The organism is Agromyces sp. NPDC057865 (assembly GCF_042796995.1).
Lineage (GTDB): Bacteria > Actinomycetota > Actinomycetes > Actinomycetales > Microbacteriaceae > Agromyces.
Window position 1 is genome coordinate 1,104,131 of sequence record NZ_JBHVMJ010000002.1, and the last position, 13,704, is coordinate 1,117,834.

A 13,704-nucleotide genomic window follows, 5' to 3' on the forward strand; every position below is an offset into this window, starting at 1 on the left:
GCCCGACCCGCCCCGAGAGGAGCCGCCGTGAGCGAGCAGCCGACCGAACGCCGCCCCGAGTCCCCCGCAGAGGCCTGGCGCGAGCTGCGCGCCGGCAACCAGCGGTTCATCGGGGGCGAGCCGCGGCATCCACGTCAAGACGTCGATCGCCGGCGCGAGCTCGCCCTCTCCCAACGTCCGTCGGTCGCGATCTTCGGATGCTCCGACTCGCGACTGTCGGCGGAGATCATCTTCGACATCGGGCTCGGCGACGCCTTCGTCGTGCGCAACGCCGGGCAGGTCGTCTCCGACTCGGCGCTGGGCTCGCTCGAGTACGCCGTCGGCGTGCTGGGCGTGCCGCTCATCCTCGTGCTGGCGCACGACCACTGCGGCGCGGTGCGCGCCGCGATCGAGTCGCAGGGCCCCGACGCGGCGCCGCTGCCGCCGCACATCTCGTCGCTCGTCGAGAAGATCGTCCCCGCCGTGCGACGCGTCGCGGGCGTCGAGGCCGGCGCCCCCGTCGAGGTCGACCACATCGACGCGGCCTACGTCGGCCGAGAGCACCTGCGCAACACCGTGGCCGAGCTCCTCGAGCGCTCGGAGGTCATCAGCGACGCCGTCGCAGCGGGTACGCTGGCTGTCGTGGGCGCGAACTACCGGCTCGTCGAGGGCCGCGCCGAGACCGACGTCGTCGTCGGCCGCATCTAACGCCGCCCAGCCGCGCGAGCGGCGTCCGGCCGGGGCATCCGGCATGCGAACCGAAGGGGAACGAACCGTGGTGGACAACGCCGCCGAGTACCGCATCGAGCACGACACGATGGGCGAGGTGAGGGTGCCGGCCGCGGCGCTCTACCGGGCGCAGACGCAGCGCGCCGTCGAGAACTTCCCCATCTCGGGCTCGGGCCTCGAGGTCCAGCAGATCCAGGCGCTCGCGCGCATCAAGAAGGCCGCCGCGCAGGCGAACGCCCGCCTCGGCGTGCTCGACCCGGCGATCGCGCGTGCGATCGAGGACGCCGCCGACGAGGTCATCGCCGGCCGCCACGACGTCGTCGCGCACTTCCCCGTCGACGTCTACCAGACCGGCTCCGGCACGTCGTCGAACATGAACATGAACGAGGTGCTCGCCACGCTCGCGACCGAGAAGCTCGGCTCGCCGGTGCACCCGAACGACCACGTGAACGCGTCGCAGTCGTCGAACGACGTCTTCCCGACGTCGGTGCACATCGCCGTGACGGCAGCCCTCATCGACGACCTGGTCCCGGCGCTCGACCACCTCGCGGTCTCGCTCGAGGCCAAGGCCGAGCTGTGGGCCGACGTCGTCAAGGCCGGCCGCACGCACCTCATGGACGCGACACCCGTCACCCTCGGCCAGGAGTTCGGCGGCTACGCCCGCCAGGTGCGCCTCGGCATCGAGCGCGTGCGCACGGCGCTCCCCCGCGTCGCGGAGGTTCCGCTCGGCGGCACCGCCGTCGGCACCGGCATCAACACGCCCGCGGGCTTCCCGCAGCTCGTCATCGAGCTCCTCCAGCAGGAGACCGAGCTGCCGATCACCGAGGCGGTCGACCACTTCGAGGCGCAGGCCAACCGCGACGGCCTCGTCGACGCATCCGGCGCCCTGCGCACCATCGCGGTGAGCCTCACGAAGATCTGCAACGACCTGCGCTGGATGGGCTCCGGCCCGAACACCGGCCTCGGCGAGCTCAGCATCCCCGACCTGCAGCCGGGCTCGTCGATCATGCCCGGCAAGGTGAACCCGGTCATCCCCGAGGCCGTGCTCATGGTCGCCTCGCGCGTCATCGGGAACGACGCGACGATCGCGTGGGCCGGAGCATCCGGCTCGTTCGAGCTCAACGTGCAGATCCCCGTCATGGGCACCGCACTGCTCGAGTCGATCCGCCTGCTCGCCAACTCGACGCGCGCCCTCGCCGACAAGACCGTCGACGGGCTCGAGGCGAACGTCGAGCGCACGAGCGCCCTCGCCGGCATGTCGCCGTCGATCGTGACGCCGCTCAACAAGCACATCGGCTACGAGAACGCCGCGAAGATCGCGAAGCACTCGGTGAAGAACGGCATCACCGTGCGCGACGCCGTCGTCGACCTCGGCTTCGTCGACCGCGGCGAGCTCACCGAGGAGCAGCTCGACGCGGCCCTCGACCTGCTGTCGATGACGCGGCCGCCGAAGGCCTGACCCGCATCGCGAAGCGCCCCGACGTCCCTGGCGTCGGGGCGCTTGGTCGTGCGGGCGTAGCGTGGGAGCCATGGATCACGGAGGAACCCCGGTCACCTCGGTCGCCGAGCTCGAGGAGCTCGTCGGGCAGCCGCTGCCAGCCGCCCGGAGCAAGGTGCGCGACCGGCTGCACGAGCTCGACCGCGCCTGGCTCGCCGCCTCGCCGCTGTGCTTCATCGCGACCGCCGACGCCGAGGGCAACGCCGACGTCTCGCCGAAGGGCGACCCGCCGGGCTTCGCGCTCGTGCTCGACGACACGACGATCGCGCTCCCCGAGCGGCCCGGCAACCGGCGCGCCGACGGCTTCCACAACGTGCTCGCGAATCCGCACGTCGGACTCGACTTCGTGATCCCCGGCCGCGGCGACACGCTGCGCGTCAACGGCCGGGCCCGGCTCCTGCGCGACGTGCCCTACGCCGAGCGGATGTGCGTGCGCACGCACGTGCCCGCGCTCGTGCTCGAGGTCGCGATCGACGAGGTGTTCTTCCACTGCTCGAAGGCGTTCCTGCGTTCGAAGACGTGGGATCCGACCACCTGGACGCCCGATGCCGCGCCCCGCCGCCCCGTCATCGCGCGCACGCTCGAGCGCCCCGACGAGTCGCTCGAGCTGCTCGAGGAGTACTACGGCCCCTCGTACGCCGAGAAGATCTACGGCTGACCGAGCCGGCGAGACGCAACTCAGTCCGCGCGTACGATCCGACCTCCACTCGCGGGACGGCCCCCCGACCGCCCCGCGAGTGCTCAGGAAGGGTCAGGTGAGCTCGGCCCCGTCGAGCATCTCCGAGACGAGCGCGGCGATCGCCGAGCGCTCCGAGCGGGTGAGCGTGACGTGCGCGAACAGCGGATGCCCCTTCAGCGTCTCGATCACGCTCGCGACGCCGTCGTGGCGGCCGACCCGCAGGTTGTCGCGCTGGGCGACGTCGTGGGTGAGCACGACCCGCGAGTTCTGGCCGATGCGGCTCAGGACCGTGAGCAGCACGTTGCGCTCGAGGGACTGCGCCTCGTCGACGATCACGAACGCGTCGTGGAGCGACCGCCCGCGGATGTGCGTGAGGGGCAGCACCTCGAGGATGCCCCGGTCGACGACCTCCTCGAGCACGTTGTCGGAGACGACCGAGCCGAGCGTGTCGAACACGGCCTGGCCCCAGGGGTTCATCTTCTCGCCCTGGTCGCCGGGCAGGTAGCCGAGCTCCTGGCCGCCGACCGCGTAGAGCGGGCGGAACACCATGATCTTCTTGTGCTGCTGCCGCTCGAGCACCATCTCGAGCCCGGCGCACAGCGCGAGCGCCGACTTGCCGGTGCCGGCGCGACCGCCGAGCGAGAGGATGCCGATCTCGGGGTCGAGCAGCAGGTCGATCGCGAGCCGCTGCTCGGCCGAGCGGCCGTGGACGCCGAAGATGTCGCGGTCGCCGCGCACGAGGCGCACCTCGTGCTCGCCGACGACGCGGCCGAGCGCCGACCCGCGCTCGGAGTGGATCACGAGGCCCGTGTTGACGGGCAGCGCCTCGACCTCGCGCGTCTCGAGGCGCTCGTGCTCGTAGAGCTTCGCCATGTCGTTGGAGCCGAGCGAGAGCTCGGCCATGCCGGTCCAGCCGGAGTCGGGCGCGAGCTCGGCACGGTACTCCTGGGCGTCGAGGCCGATCGACGCGGCCTTCACGCGCAGCGGCAGGTCCTTCGAGACCACCGTGACGGCGACGCCGTCGTTCGCGAGGTTGGCCGCGCAGGCGAGGATGCGCGAGTCGTTGTCGCCGAGCTGCAGTCCGCTCGGCAGCACCGACGGGCTCGAGTGGTTGAGCTCCACCCGCAGCGAGCCGCCCTCGCCGACCGGGATCGGGAAGTCGAGCCGCTCGTGCTCGACGCGCAGCTCATCGAGGATCCGCAGCGACTGGCGCGCGAAGTACCCGATCTCGGGGTCGTTGCGCTTCGCCTCGAGCTCCGTGATGACGACGACAGGAAGGACCACCGCGTGCTCGGCGAAGCGGAACAGCGCCCGGGGATCCGACAGGAGCACCGAGGTGTCGAGCACGTACGTCCGCACGGATTGCGCGGCACCCGTGGGTGCCGCGCTGTCGGGCCGCGATACGCGACCGGTGTTCTGACCGACGGACTTGGAGGTATCGAGTGAGGCCACAACCGCTCCCGCCCCGAGCTTCCGCTCGGCTCTCGCGCCGGCCGGCGAATCCCTCCACGAGCGCTTCACGAAGCCGACTCGATCAGGCACGTTGCCCGATGGGTCGAGCGTACGTCGGGGTGCCGACACCCATGGTTCCGACACGCGAAACGTTCACACCGTGTTCACAAACGGGTGGGGTGCCTGAGCGGATGCCGCGGCATCCGCTCGGCCGGTGCGACGCTCAGTACGACGCGGCCGTGCCGTACGACACGAACGCGCCCCGAAGCATGTCGAGGGTCTCCTCGTTCGTCGCCGCGTGCACGCTGAGCCGGACCTGCCCGTTGCGGGTCGTGGCGGTGACGCCGTGGTTGTGGAGCGAGGCCGTGAGGTACGTGACCTGTCCGGCGGGCGGCTCGAGCACGACGATGCCCGCGCGCTCCTGCTCGTCGCGCGAGCTCACGACCGCGAGCGCGAACTCGTCGGCCAGCTCGATGACGCGACTCACCCAGCCGGCGATCGCCGCGTTGATCGCGGGCACGCCCGCCGCGGCGATGTCCTCGAGCGCGGCCGCGAACCGCGCCTCGGCGATGGGGTCGGGATTCGACACGCGGTACGCGCGCGCGTCGGGCGCGGGCGGCGGCACGTGCCCCCAGGGCTCGTCCTCCTCGGTGCCGGTGAAGCCCGAGAAGACGGGCGTGAGCCGCTCGAGCGCGCGATCGGAGAGCGCCATGATGCCCGTGCCCCACCCGGCGCGGCACCACTTCTGCCCGCCGGTCAGCACCACGTCGGCCGCCGTCCACGGCGCGTCGACGACGCCGAAGCCCTGGATCGCGTCGACGATGAGCAGTCGGTCGCCGATGACCTGGCGGATGCCCTCGATGTCGCACAGGTAGCCCGTGCGCGAGTCGACGAGGCTCACCGCGACCGCGGCGACGTTGGTCTCGAGCTGCTCGCGGATCTGCCCGGGCGTGACCTTGCCGTGGTCGGTCTCGAGCCACACGGGCTGCACCGAGTGCAGCGCCTCCTGCGCGCGCACCGCGGCGATCGGCAGGCTCGGGAACTCCCCGGGCGAGAGCAGCACGCTGCCGGTGAGCCCGAACATCGCGTGCATGATGCCCTGCGACGTGTTCGGCTGGAACACGATCTGGTCGGTCGGGAAGCCGGTGAGGGCGGATGCCGCGGCGCGCACCCGCGCGTCCTGCTCGGCGAACACGTCGACGCTGCCGTGGCGCGCGCGCTCGAGCACCTGGGTGAGCGCGAACGCCTCCTCGGCGGCCGGGGTCGCGAGCGGACCGAACCGGCCGTAGTCGAGGTAGCCGGGCTCCTCGGTGAAGCCCGCGATGAATGCGTCGATCGTCACGTACGCCCCCTTCTCCGAGCCTCATCATGGCAGAACCGGAGGCCGGGAAAGAACGGGGTCAGCCGCCGAATCTGCGGTGGCGCTTCTCGTAGTCGCGCAGCGCGCGCAGGAAGTCGACCTGGCGCAGGTCGGGCCCGAGCGCCTCGACGAAGTAGAACTCGCTGTGCGCGGCCTGCCAGAGCATGAAGTCGCTGAGCCGCTGCTCGCCCGACGTGCGGATGACGAGGTCGGGATCGGGCTGCCCGACGGTGTACAGGTGCTCCCCGATGAGGTCGGGCGTCAGGCGCTCTGCCAGGTCTTCCAGGCTGCGGCCCTCGGCGTGGTGCGAGGCGACGATCGAGCGCATCGCGTCGGTGATCTCCTTGCGCCCGCCGTAGCCGACGGCGAGGTTCACGTGCAGGCCGCGCTTGTCGGCGGTGCGGTGCTCGGCGGCGTCGAGCGCGGCGACGAGCGGCTCGGGCAGGCCGGCATCCGACCCGACGTGCTGCACCCGCCAGTCGCGGTAGTGCGAGAGCTCCTCGGCGAGCTCGGCGATGATCTCGAACAGGTCCGAGAGCTCGGCGCTCGGCCGGTTGCCGAGGTTGTCGCTCGAGAGCAGGTAGAGCGTCACGACCTTGATGCCGAGGTCGTCGCACCACTCGAGGAACTCGCGCATCTTCGCGGCGCCCGCCCGGTGACCGTGCGCTGCGGAGTCGTAGCCGAGCTGCTTCGCCCAGCGCCGGTTGCCGTCGATGATCATCGCGACGTGCTGCGGCAGGGCCGCGGAGTCGAGGCCGCGGCGGAGCCGGTTCTGGTAGAGGCGGTAGAGGATGCCGCGACCGAGGGGCTGATCGCTCGTCTGCACGGCACTACGCTACCCCGACGCGGCTCCCGGGCTCACAGCGGATCGTGATGCTGTCGGCCCTACAGTGTGTCCATGACCCCGAAGCGCCACCGCGAGGCACCCACCCTCGCGGACGACCTCAGCAGCCCGGTCGCGCCCGACGACACGGCGGATGTCGCGATCAGCCGCGAGGCGCACGGCCCCGACCTGCCGAACATCCCCCTCCTCGACGACTCGCTGAGCCACACCGCCGAGGTCAAGCCGAAGTGGCGCGGCTGGATCCACGCGGGCACGTTCCCGGTGACGATCGCGGCGGGCATCGTGCTCATCGTGCTCGCCGAGGGACCATGGGCGAAGTGGGCGAGCGCGGTGTTCATGCTCACGTCGATGCTGCTCTTCGGCAACTCGGCGCTCTACCACCGCTTCAACTGGAAGCCGCGCACCAAGGTCGTGCTGAAGCGCATCGACCATGCCAACATCTTCCTGCTCATCGCGGGCACGTACACGCCGTTGGCGCTCCTCGCGCTGCCGCCCGACAAGGGCTTCGTGCTGCTCGCGGTCGTCTGGGCGGGAGCGCTGCTCGGCATCGGGTTCCGCGTGTTCTGGATCACCGCCCCGCGCTGGCTCTACGTGCCGATCTACCTGCTGCTCGGCTGGGCGGCGGTCATGTACCTCGGCGACCTGCTCGCCGCGAGCGTCGCCATGATGGTCCTCGTCATCGTCGGCGGCCTGCTCTACACGGCCGGCGCGATCGTCTACGGCCTGAAGAAGCCCAACCCCTGGCCCGGTGTGTTCGGCTTCCACGAGATCTTCCACACGTGCACGGTGCTCGCGTTCATGTGCCACTGGACCGCGACGCTGCTCATCGCGATGGCGCCCGCGTACCACGCGGCCTGAGCGGGCGCGCAAGGCGTTCCGCCGCGGCGCAGTCGGTGCGGTGCGGCCGGTGAGCTAGCGGGCCGGCGGCTGGTCGTCGTCGGATGCCGCGGGGCGGCCCTCGCGCGCGGGGCGGCCTGTGGCATCCGTGCCGTCGAGGTCGTCGAGGTCGTCGAGCGGGTCGCGCTCGAGCCCGCTCTCGATCAGCTCCTGCTCGAGTCGCTCGGACTCGAGCTGCTCGCGCACTTCGGCCCGGTAGTTCACCCGGCGGATGCGACGCACCATGTCGAGCACGAGGAGCACGACCACGACCATGATGACGAACGTGAGCACGAAGCCCCAGATGCCGGGGGTGACGGTGTCGGGGTCGAACTCGTCGCTCGGCTCCTGCGTCGCGGCGCGCACGAGGGCGGGCAGGACGGCAGCGATCACGAGCGTGCTCCGACGGTGGAACAGGCGGGCACGGCGAGCATCGGACTCACTTTCACCGAGGATCTCGGCTTCGCGGGGCGGGGTTAGGCTGGTTCCAAGCCTAGACGATCGAGGTTGGAAGGAGCCGGGCGGTGGCCGAGCCTGAGACCGACGCGCTCGCCGCGCGATACGGCCGAACCCGCACCAACCGCAGCCGCGATCGGTGGCTCATCATCGGCGCCGCGATCGCGTTCGCGGTCGTGCTCGTCGCGTGGGTGGTCTGGGCCGGACTCGACGGCCAGAAGCCGACGGTGCAGGCCACCGACACGGGTCACCGGCTCCTCAACGACGAGCGCGCGGTCGAGGTCAGCTGGACCCTCTCGGTGCCGCCCGGCAACCCCACGGCGTGCATCGTCCAGGCCTACGACGAGGACTTCACCGTCGTCGGCTGGAAGGTCGTCGAGATCCCGGCATCCGACCGGCACCTGCGCACGTTCACGGAGCGCGTGCGGGTCGCCCGGGAGGCGAACACGGGTTTGATTTCGACCTGCTGGCTCACCTAATATGGGTCATTCGCCCCGGCAGACGTCGGGGCGTCACGTCTATACAGTGTGTATCCGATACACGGGAGAGTGCACCATGGCGCAGGACGCCACCGTCACCTGGCTCACGCAGGAGGCCTTCGACCGACTCGCCGGCGAGCTCGAGCAGCTCTCGACGCACGGCCGCGAGGAGATCGCCAAGCGCATCGAGGCCGCGCGTGAGGAGGGTGACCTCAAGGAGAACGGCGGGTACCACGCCGCGAAGGACGAGCAGGGCAAGCAGGAGGCCCGCATCCGCCAGCTGACGCAGCTGCTCCGCACGGCGCAGGTCGGCGAGGCGCCCGAGTCGTCGGGCGTCGTCGAGCCCGGCACCGTCATCACCGCGGTCATCGCCGGCGACGAGGAGCGGTTCCTCATCGGCAGCCGCGAGATCGCCGGCGACTCCGAGCTCGACGTCTTCAGCGAATCCTCGCCGCTCGGCGCCGCCATCCTCGGCCTCAAGGTCGGCGACTCGACGAGCTACACCGCGCCGAACGGCCGCGAGATCGCGGTGCAGGTCACCGGCGTCGAGACCTGGGGCGGCCAGTAGGCTTCCCGATTCCGAAACGTCCGACGGCCCCCGCGCGATGCGCGGGGGCTGTCGTCGTCGGCAGGGCGCGAGCGGATGCCGCGACGCGACGCCGCGGCATCCGTGCCGCTGCTCAGTCGGTCTCGACGCGCGGATCGTAGCCGGCGCGGCGCAGCACCTCGACGACCGCCGCCCGGTGCTCGGGGCCCCGGGTCTCGACGGAGAGCCGCAGCTCGACCTCGGTGATCTGCATGCCCGAGCCGTGCCGCGTGTGCAGCACCTCGACGACGTTCGCGTTCGCCTCGGCGAGGAGCGCGGCGACGTTCGCGAGCTGGCCCGGACGATCGGGCAGCCCGACGCTGATGGTGAGGTACCGGTCGGATGCCGCGAGCCCGTGCGCGACGACGCGCTGCATGAGCAACGGGTCGATGTTGCCGCCCGAGAGCACCGCGACCACGGGTCCGTCGGACTGCACGGCGCCCGTCATCATCGCGGCGACCGCCACCGCGCCCGCCGGCTCGACCACGAGCTTGGCGCGCTCGAGCAGCACGAGCAGCGCTCGGGCGATGTCGTCCTCGGTGACGGTCACGACCTCGTCGATGGTGTCGCGGATGATCGCGAAGTTCAGCTCGCCCGGCCGGTAGACGGCGATGCCGTCGGCGATGGTCGGCACGACCGGCACCTGGCGCGGCTCCCCCGCCGCGAGCGACGCGATGTAGGGCGCGGCGTTCTCGGCCTGCACGCCCACGATCCGCAGCGGGCGACCCTCCTTCGCGGCCTGCTGCTTCGCGGCGCTGGCGATGCCGGCGGCGAGCCCGCCGCCGCCGATGGGCACGACGATCGTCGTGGCATCCGGCGCCTGCTCGAGGATCTCGAGGCCGAGCGTGCCCTGGCCGGCGATGACGTCGGGGTGGTCGAACGGCGGGATCATCACGGCGCCCGACTCGGCGGCGAACGCCTCGGCCGCCTCGATGGTCTCGCCGATCGAGTCGCCGACGAGCACGACGTCGGCCCCGTACGCCCGCGTCGCGTCGAGCTTGGGCAGCGCGACGCCGACGGGCATGAAGATCGTCGCGCGGATGCCGCCCTCGCGGGCCGCGTAGGCGACCCCCTGCGCGTGATTGCCGGCCGACGCCGCCACGACGCCGCGGGCGCGCTCGGCGTCGCTCAGCGCGGCGATGCGATTGGAGGCGCCGCGGAGCTTGTAGGAGCCCGTGCGCTGCAGGTTCTCGCACTTCAGGTAGACGGGCAGTCCGAGCCGCTCGGCGAGGTACTGGGAGGATTCCATGGGCGTGCGCCGGGCGACGCGCGACACGACCTCGCGCGCGCGTTCGAACTCGGCGAGTCCCGGACCCGGGATGGTCGTGATCACTCGTTCATTCTCCTCGCTGGTAGCCCGGTCGCTGCGGCACGGTGCGCCAGAGCGGCGACCGCGCCTCCGTCGCGGGTGGGCCGGTCTCGCCCTTCCAACTGCCGCCGGCGATGTAGCTGATCATCACGTTGACGACGGCGGCGACGGGCACGGCGAAGAGCGCACCGGGAATGCCGGCCAGCAGCGACCCCGTGGCGACTGCGATGACGACGCCGAGCGGATGCACCTTCACGGCCGTGCCCATGATGAGCGGCTGCAGGATGTGCCCCTCGACCTGCTGCACGAGCAGGACGACGCCGAGCATGATGAGCGCGATGACCCAGCCGTTGTAGATGAGCGCGACGAAGACGGCGAGCGCACCCGTGACGACCGCGCCGACGATCGGGATGAAGGAGCCGAGGAACACGAGGATCGCGATCGGCACGGCGAGCGGCACGCCGAGCAGGAACGCGCCGAGGCCGATGCCGATGGCGTCGATCGTGGCGACGAGGATCTGCACCTTCACGAAGTTCTGCAGGGTCGCCCAGCCGGCCCGGCCGGCGCCGTCGACGGCCGCGCGCGCCCGCTTGGGGAAGACCCCGACGATCCAGCGCCAGATGTGCTTGCCGTCGATGAGGATGAAGAGGGTCGCGAACAGCGCGAGCAGCATGCCCGCGAGGAAGTGGCCGAGCGTCGAGCCGACCGAGAGCGCGCCGCTCACGAGCACGCTGCTGTCCTGCTGGATCGAGGTGAAGATCTGCGAGGCCCAGTCGTTGAGCTGCTGCTCGGTGATGTGGAACGGGCCCTCGAGGAGCCACGCCCGGAAGTCGTCCCACGCGACGATGCTCTGCGCGTACAGCTCGTCGCGGTCGCGCGCGATGAACGAGATCCCGACCGCGAGCAGCCCGCCGACGACGATCAGCGTCGAGAGCATCGCGACCGTGACCGCGAGCCACTTCGGCCAGCCGTGGCGCTGCAGGAGCTGCGAGAACGGCACCAGCAGGGCACCCAGGAGCACCGCGACCAGCAGCGGGATGACGATGAGGCGCAGCTGGATGACGAGGAAGATCACGACCGCGAGCACGCCGCCGATGAGCAGGAGCCGCCACGACCAGGCGGCCGCGATGCGCATGCCGAACGGGATCGAGTCGGTGGCGTCGCGATGCGGCGGCGCGGGCGGCGAATCGCGTTCGGCGGCACGCCACCGCTTGACGAACCTGCCTCGCCCCTGGTCGCTCGACCCCGTCATCGCTCCAGTCTAGGCGGGCCGCATTCCGGGCACGGCATGCGGCGGGGCCGCCTGCGGCGGTCGGTGCCTGTCGGTGGCTCCGGATAGGGTCTGAGGATCATGGTCGACACCGTCAGTCCCGCGCTCGCGCGCCGCATCGCCCTGGCGGCCCAGGGCTTCGGGCGCCCGGCCGCCGCCGAGCCGGGCCTGCGGCAGGTCGCCGGGCTCGTCGACCGGCTCGGGGTGCTGCAGATCGACTCGGTCAACGTGTTCGAGCGCAGCCACTACCTGCCCGCGTTCAGCCGCCTCGGCGCCTACGACCGCGACCTGCTCGACCGGCTCACCACGGGCCGGCGGGGGCGCATGGTCGAGTCGTGGGCGCACATGGCGGCGTTCATCCCACGCGAGCTCTGGCCGCTGTTCGAGTTCCGCCGCGAGGAGTACCGGCAGAAGGGCAGCGAGTGGGGCGGCTGGCTCGTCGAGAACCGCACCCTCGCCGACTGGCTCCGTGGCGAGCTCCTGGCCAACGGCCCGATGCGGGCGAGCGAGATCGAGCACGACGCCAACGAGCGGCGCGGCCCGTGGTGGGGCTGGTCCGACGTGAAGCGCACGCTCGAGTGGATGTTCCGGGTCGGCGAGGTCGTGTGCGTGGAGCGCGTGCGGTTCGAGCGGGTCTACGCCCTGCCCGAGCAGGCGCTGGCCCCCGAGCTGCTCGATGCGGCGCCACCCGAGCCCGAGGCGGTGCGCGAGCTCGTGCGCCGTGCGTCGATCGCGCTCGGCATCGCGACCGAGGCCGATCTCGCCGACTACTGGCGCATGCTGCGCGCGCCCGTCCGCGTCGCCGTGCGCGACCTCGAGGAGGCCGGCGAGCTGCTGCCCGTCGAGGTCCCCGGGTGGACCACCGGCACTCGCGCCACGCCCGCGTGGGTGCATCGCGACGCCCGTCGGCCCCGCCGCATGGACGCGGCCGCGGTGCTCTCGCCGTTCGACCCGGTGGTGTGGTTCCGGCCGCGCACCGAACGGCTCTTCGACTTCCACTACCGCATCGAGATCTACACGCCCGAGCCCGAGCGAAAGTTCGGGTACTACTCGCTGCCGGTGCTCATCGACGACGACGTCGTCGGTCGCGTCGACCTCAAGAGCGACCGCAAGGCCAAGGTGCTGCGCGTGCAGTCGGCGTGGATCGAGCACGGCGCCCCCGACGAGACGGCGGCGCGGCTGCTGCCCGTGCTGTGGCAGGCGGCCGCGTGGCAGGGCCTCGACGAGGTGCACGTCGTGGGCCGCGGCGACCTCGCGCCCGCGCTGCGAGCGGAGCTGGCGGCGTAGGGCTGGGGCGTTGCCCTAGAACGCGCCGCCCATCTGCTCGAGCCGCTTGACGCGCTCGGCGATCGGCGGGTGCGTCGCGAAGAGGCGGTCGATGACGCCGGGCTTCAGCGGGTCGGCGATCCAGAGGTGGGCCATCGACGAGTTCTGGCGCTGCATCGGCCGACCGTAGGCCTCGAGCTTCTCGAGGGCGCTCGCCAGGGCATCGGGGTGACGGGTGGTCATCGCGCCCGTGGCATCCGCCAGGTACTCGCGCTGCCGCGAGACCGCGAGCTGCACGAGGCTCGCGACGAGCGGCGCGATGAGGAGCGCGATGAGGCCGAAGACCAGCACGATCGGGTTCTGGTTGTTGTTGCCGCGCCCGAAGAAGGTCATGCGCACGAGCATGTCGGAGACGAAGCCCACCGCCACGACGAGGCCGAAGACGATCATCGAGAGCCGGATGTCGTAGTTGCGGACGTGGCCGAGCTCGTGCGCCATGACGCCCTCGAGCTCGGCATCGTCCATGAGCTCGAGCAGGCCCGTGGTCGCCGCGACGACGGCGTGCTCGGGGTCGCGTCCGGTCGCGAACGCGTTGGGCGCCGGATCGGAGATCACGAACACGCGCGGCATGGGCGTGCCGGTCGTGATCGAGAGGTTCTCGACCGTGCGCCAGAGCCGCGGGTGGTCGGCCTTGCTGCGCAGCTCGACGGCGCCCGACATGGCGAGCGCCTGCCGGTCGGCGGTGAAGTACTGGAACACCGCGTACGCCGTCGCGATCACCAGCGTGACGATCACGATCGTGAGGTCGTTGTAGACCCACGCGGCGAGCCAGCCCAACCCGCCGATGATGGCGAGGAAGAACAGGATGATGAAGACGGTGTTGCGTTTGTTCCTGGCGATCGCTCGGTACAACGACGGCCC

General features: G+C 71.4%; 14 protein-coding genes. 7 read left to right on the top strand and 7 right to left on the bottom strand.

Going from position 1 to position 13,704, the window contains the following annotated elements; genetic code table 11:
* The first annotated feature begins 27 nt into the window (after window positions 1–27).
* The 3 genes from ACFVN5_RS12815 (at window position 28) to ACFVN5_RS12825 (ending at window position 2,864) form a co-directional block, all read left to right on the top strand.
* On the top strand, window positions 28–687 hold the full coding sequence (locus tag ACFVN5_RS12815; RefSeq protein WP_376955589.1) for a carbonic anhydrase: 660 nt from the start codon (window positions 28–30) through the stop codon (window positions 685–687).
* Between the two features lie 67 nt (window positions 688–754).
* Window positions 755–2,167 (top strand): class II fumarate hydratase, encoded by a 1,413-nt coding sequence (locus ACFVN5_RS12820; protein ID WP_376955590.1) that lies wholly within the window; start codon window positions 755–757, stop codon window positions 2,165–2,167.
* A gap of 70 nt (window positions 2,168–2,237) precedes the next feature.
* Window positions 2,238–2,864, top strand: coding sequence for an MSMEG_1061 family FMN-dependent PPOX-type flavoprotein (locus tag ACFVN5_RS12825; protein ID WP_376955591.1), 627 nt, complete (start codon window positions 2,238–2,240; stop codon window positions 2,862–2,864).
* 93 nt (window positions 2,865–2,957) lie between these two features.
* Here ACFVN5_RS12825 and ACFVN5_RS12830 read toward each other — a convergent pair whose 3' ends face one another.
* From ACFVN5_RS12830 to ACFVN5_RS12840, 3 genes are all read right to left on the bottom strand, one after another.
* Window positions 2,958–4,337: a PhoH family protein gene (locus tag ACFVN5_RS12830; RefSeq protein ID WP_376955592.1), complete on the bottom strand. Its 1,380-nt coding sequence runs from the start codon at window positions 4,335–4,337 to the stop codon at window positions 2,958–2,960.
* 223 nt (window positions 4,338–4,560) lie between these two features.
* Window positions 4,561–5,679 carry an aminotransferase class V-fold PLP-dependent enzyme gene (locus ACFVN5_RS12835; RefSeq protein WP_376955593.1) on the bottom strand — a complete coding sequence of 373 codons (1,119 nt, stop codon included), beginning with the start codon at window positions 5,677–5,679 and terminating at the stop codon, window positions 4,561–4,563.
* A 58-nt stretch (window positions 5,680–5,737) separates the two neighbouring features.
* Window positions 5,738–6,523 (bottom strand): isoprenyl transferase, encoded by a 786-nt coding sequence (locus ACFVN5_RS12840; RefSeq protein WP_376955594.1) that lies wholly within the window; start codon window positions 6,521–6,523, stop codon window positions 5,738–5,740.
* A 72-nt stretch (window positions 6,524–6,595) separates the two neighbouring features.
* Here ACFVN5_RS12840 and ACFVN5_RS12845 point away from each other — a divergent pair, with 72 nt between their 5' ends.
* Window positions 6,596–7,399: a hemolysin III family protein gene (locus tag ACFVN5_RS12845; protein WP_376955595.1), complete on the top strand. Its 804-nt coding sequence runs from the start codon at window positions 6,596–6,598 to the stop codon at window positions 7,397–7,399.
* 54 nt (window positions 7,400–7,453) lie between these two features.
* On the opposite strand, the gene ACFVN5_RS12850 is transcribed toward ACFVN5_RS12845, so the two are convergent.
* Window positions 7,454–7,810: a hypothetical protein gene (locus ACFVN5_RS12850; protein ID WP_376955596.1), complete on the bottom strand. Its 357-nt coding sequence runs from the start codon at window positions 7,808–7,810 to the stop codon at window positions 7,454–7,456.
* Window positions 7,811–7,941: 131 nt separating this feature from the next.
* Here ACFVN5_RS12850 and ACFVN5_RS12855 point away from each other — a divergent pair, with 131 nt between their 5' ends.
* A complete protein-coding gene (locus ACFVN5_RS12855; RefSeq protein WP_376955597.1) occupies window positions 7,942–8,352 on the top strand; it encodes a DUF4307 domain-containing protein in 411 nt (136 codons plus the stop codon).
* A gap of 76 nt (window positions 8,353–8,428) precedes the next feature.
* The gene (greA, locus tag ACFVN5_RS12860) at window positions 8,429–8,920 is read left to right on the top strand and encodes a transcription elongation factor GreA (RefSeq protein WP_376955598.1); all 492 of its coding nucleotides are present in this window, start codon (window positions 8,429–8,431) and stop codon (window positions 8,918–8,920) included.
* Window positions 8,921–9,032: 112 nt separating this feature from the next.
* Here greA and ilvA read toward each other — a convergent pair whose 3' ends face one another.
* Window positions 9,033–10,271, bottom strand: a complete 1,239-nt coding sequence (gene ilvA / locus ACFVN5_RS12865; RefSeq protein WP_376955599.1) for a threonine ammonia-lyase — start codon at window positions 10,269–10,271, stop codon at window positions 9,033–9,035.
* Between the two features lie 4 nt (window positions 10,272–10,275).
* Window positions 10,276–11,499 carry an AI-2E family transporter gene (locus ACFVN5_RS12870; RefSeq protein WP_376955600.1) on the bottom strand — a complete coding sequence of 408 codons (1,224 nt, stop codon included), beginning with the start codon at window positions 11,497–11,499 and terminating at the stop codon, window positions 10,276–10,278.
* Window positions 11,500–11,598: 99 nt separating this feature from the next.
* Here ACFVN5_RS12870 and ACFVN5_RS12875 point away from each other — a divergent pair, with 99 nt between their 5' ends.
* Window positions 11,599–12,804 carry a winged helix-turn-helix domain-containing protein gene (locus ACFVN5_RS12875; RefSeq protein WP_376955601.1) on the top strand — a complete coding sequence of 402 codons (1,206 nt, stop codon included), beginning with the start codon at window positions 11,599–11,601 and terminating at the stop codon, window positions 12,802–12,804.
* A gap of 15 nt (window positions 12,805–12,819) precedes the next feature.
* Here ACFVN5_RS12875 and ACFVN5_RS12880 read toward each other — a convergent pair whose 3' ends face one another.
* Window positions 12,820–13,695: a M48 family metalloprotease gene (locus tag ACFVN5_RS12880; protein WP_376955602.1), complete on the bottom strand. Its 876-nt coding sequence runs from the start codon at window positions 13,693–13,695 to the stop codon at window positions 12,820–12,822.
* Window positions 13,696–13,704: the final 9 nt, after the last annotated feature.

Bases quoted from the DNA above. Each gene is read 5' to 3' on its own strand.
- ACFVN5_RS12825 (WP_376955591.1), top strand. From the start codon at position 2,238: ATGGATCACGGAGGAACCCCGGTCACCTCGGTCGCCGAGCTCGAGGAG.
- ACFVN5_RS12845 (WP_376955595.1), top strand. From the start codon at position 6,596: ATGACCCCGAAGCGCCACCGCGAGGCACCCACCCTCGCGGACGACCTC.
- greA (WP_376955598.1), top strand. From the start codon at position 8,429: ATGGCGCAGGACGCCACCGTCACCTGGCTCACGCAGGAGGCCTTCGAC.
- ACFVN5_RS12870 (WP_376955600.1), bottom strand. From the start codon at position 11,499: ATGACGGGGTCGAGCGACCAGGGGCGAGGCAGGTTCGTCAAGCGGTGG.
- ACFVN5_RS12875 (WP_376955601.1), top strand. From the start codon at position 11,599: ATGGTCGACACCGTCAGTCCCGCGCTCGCGCGCCGCATCGCCCTGGCG.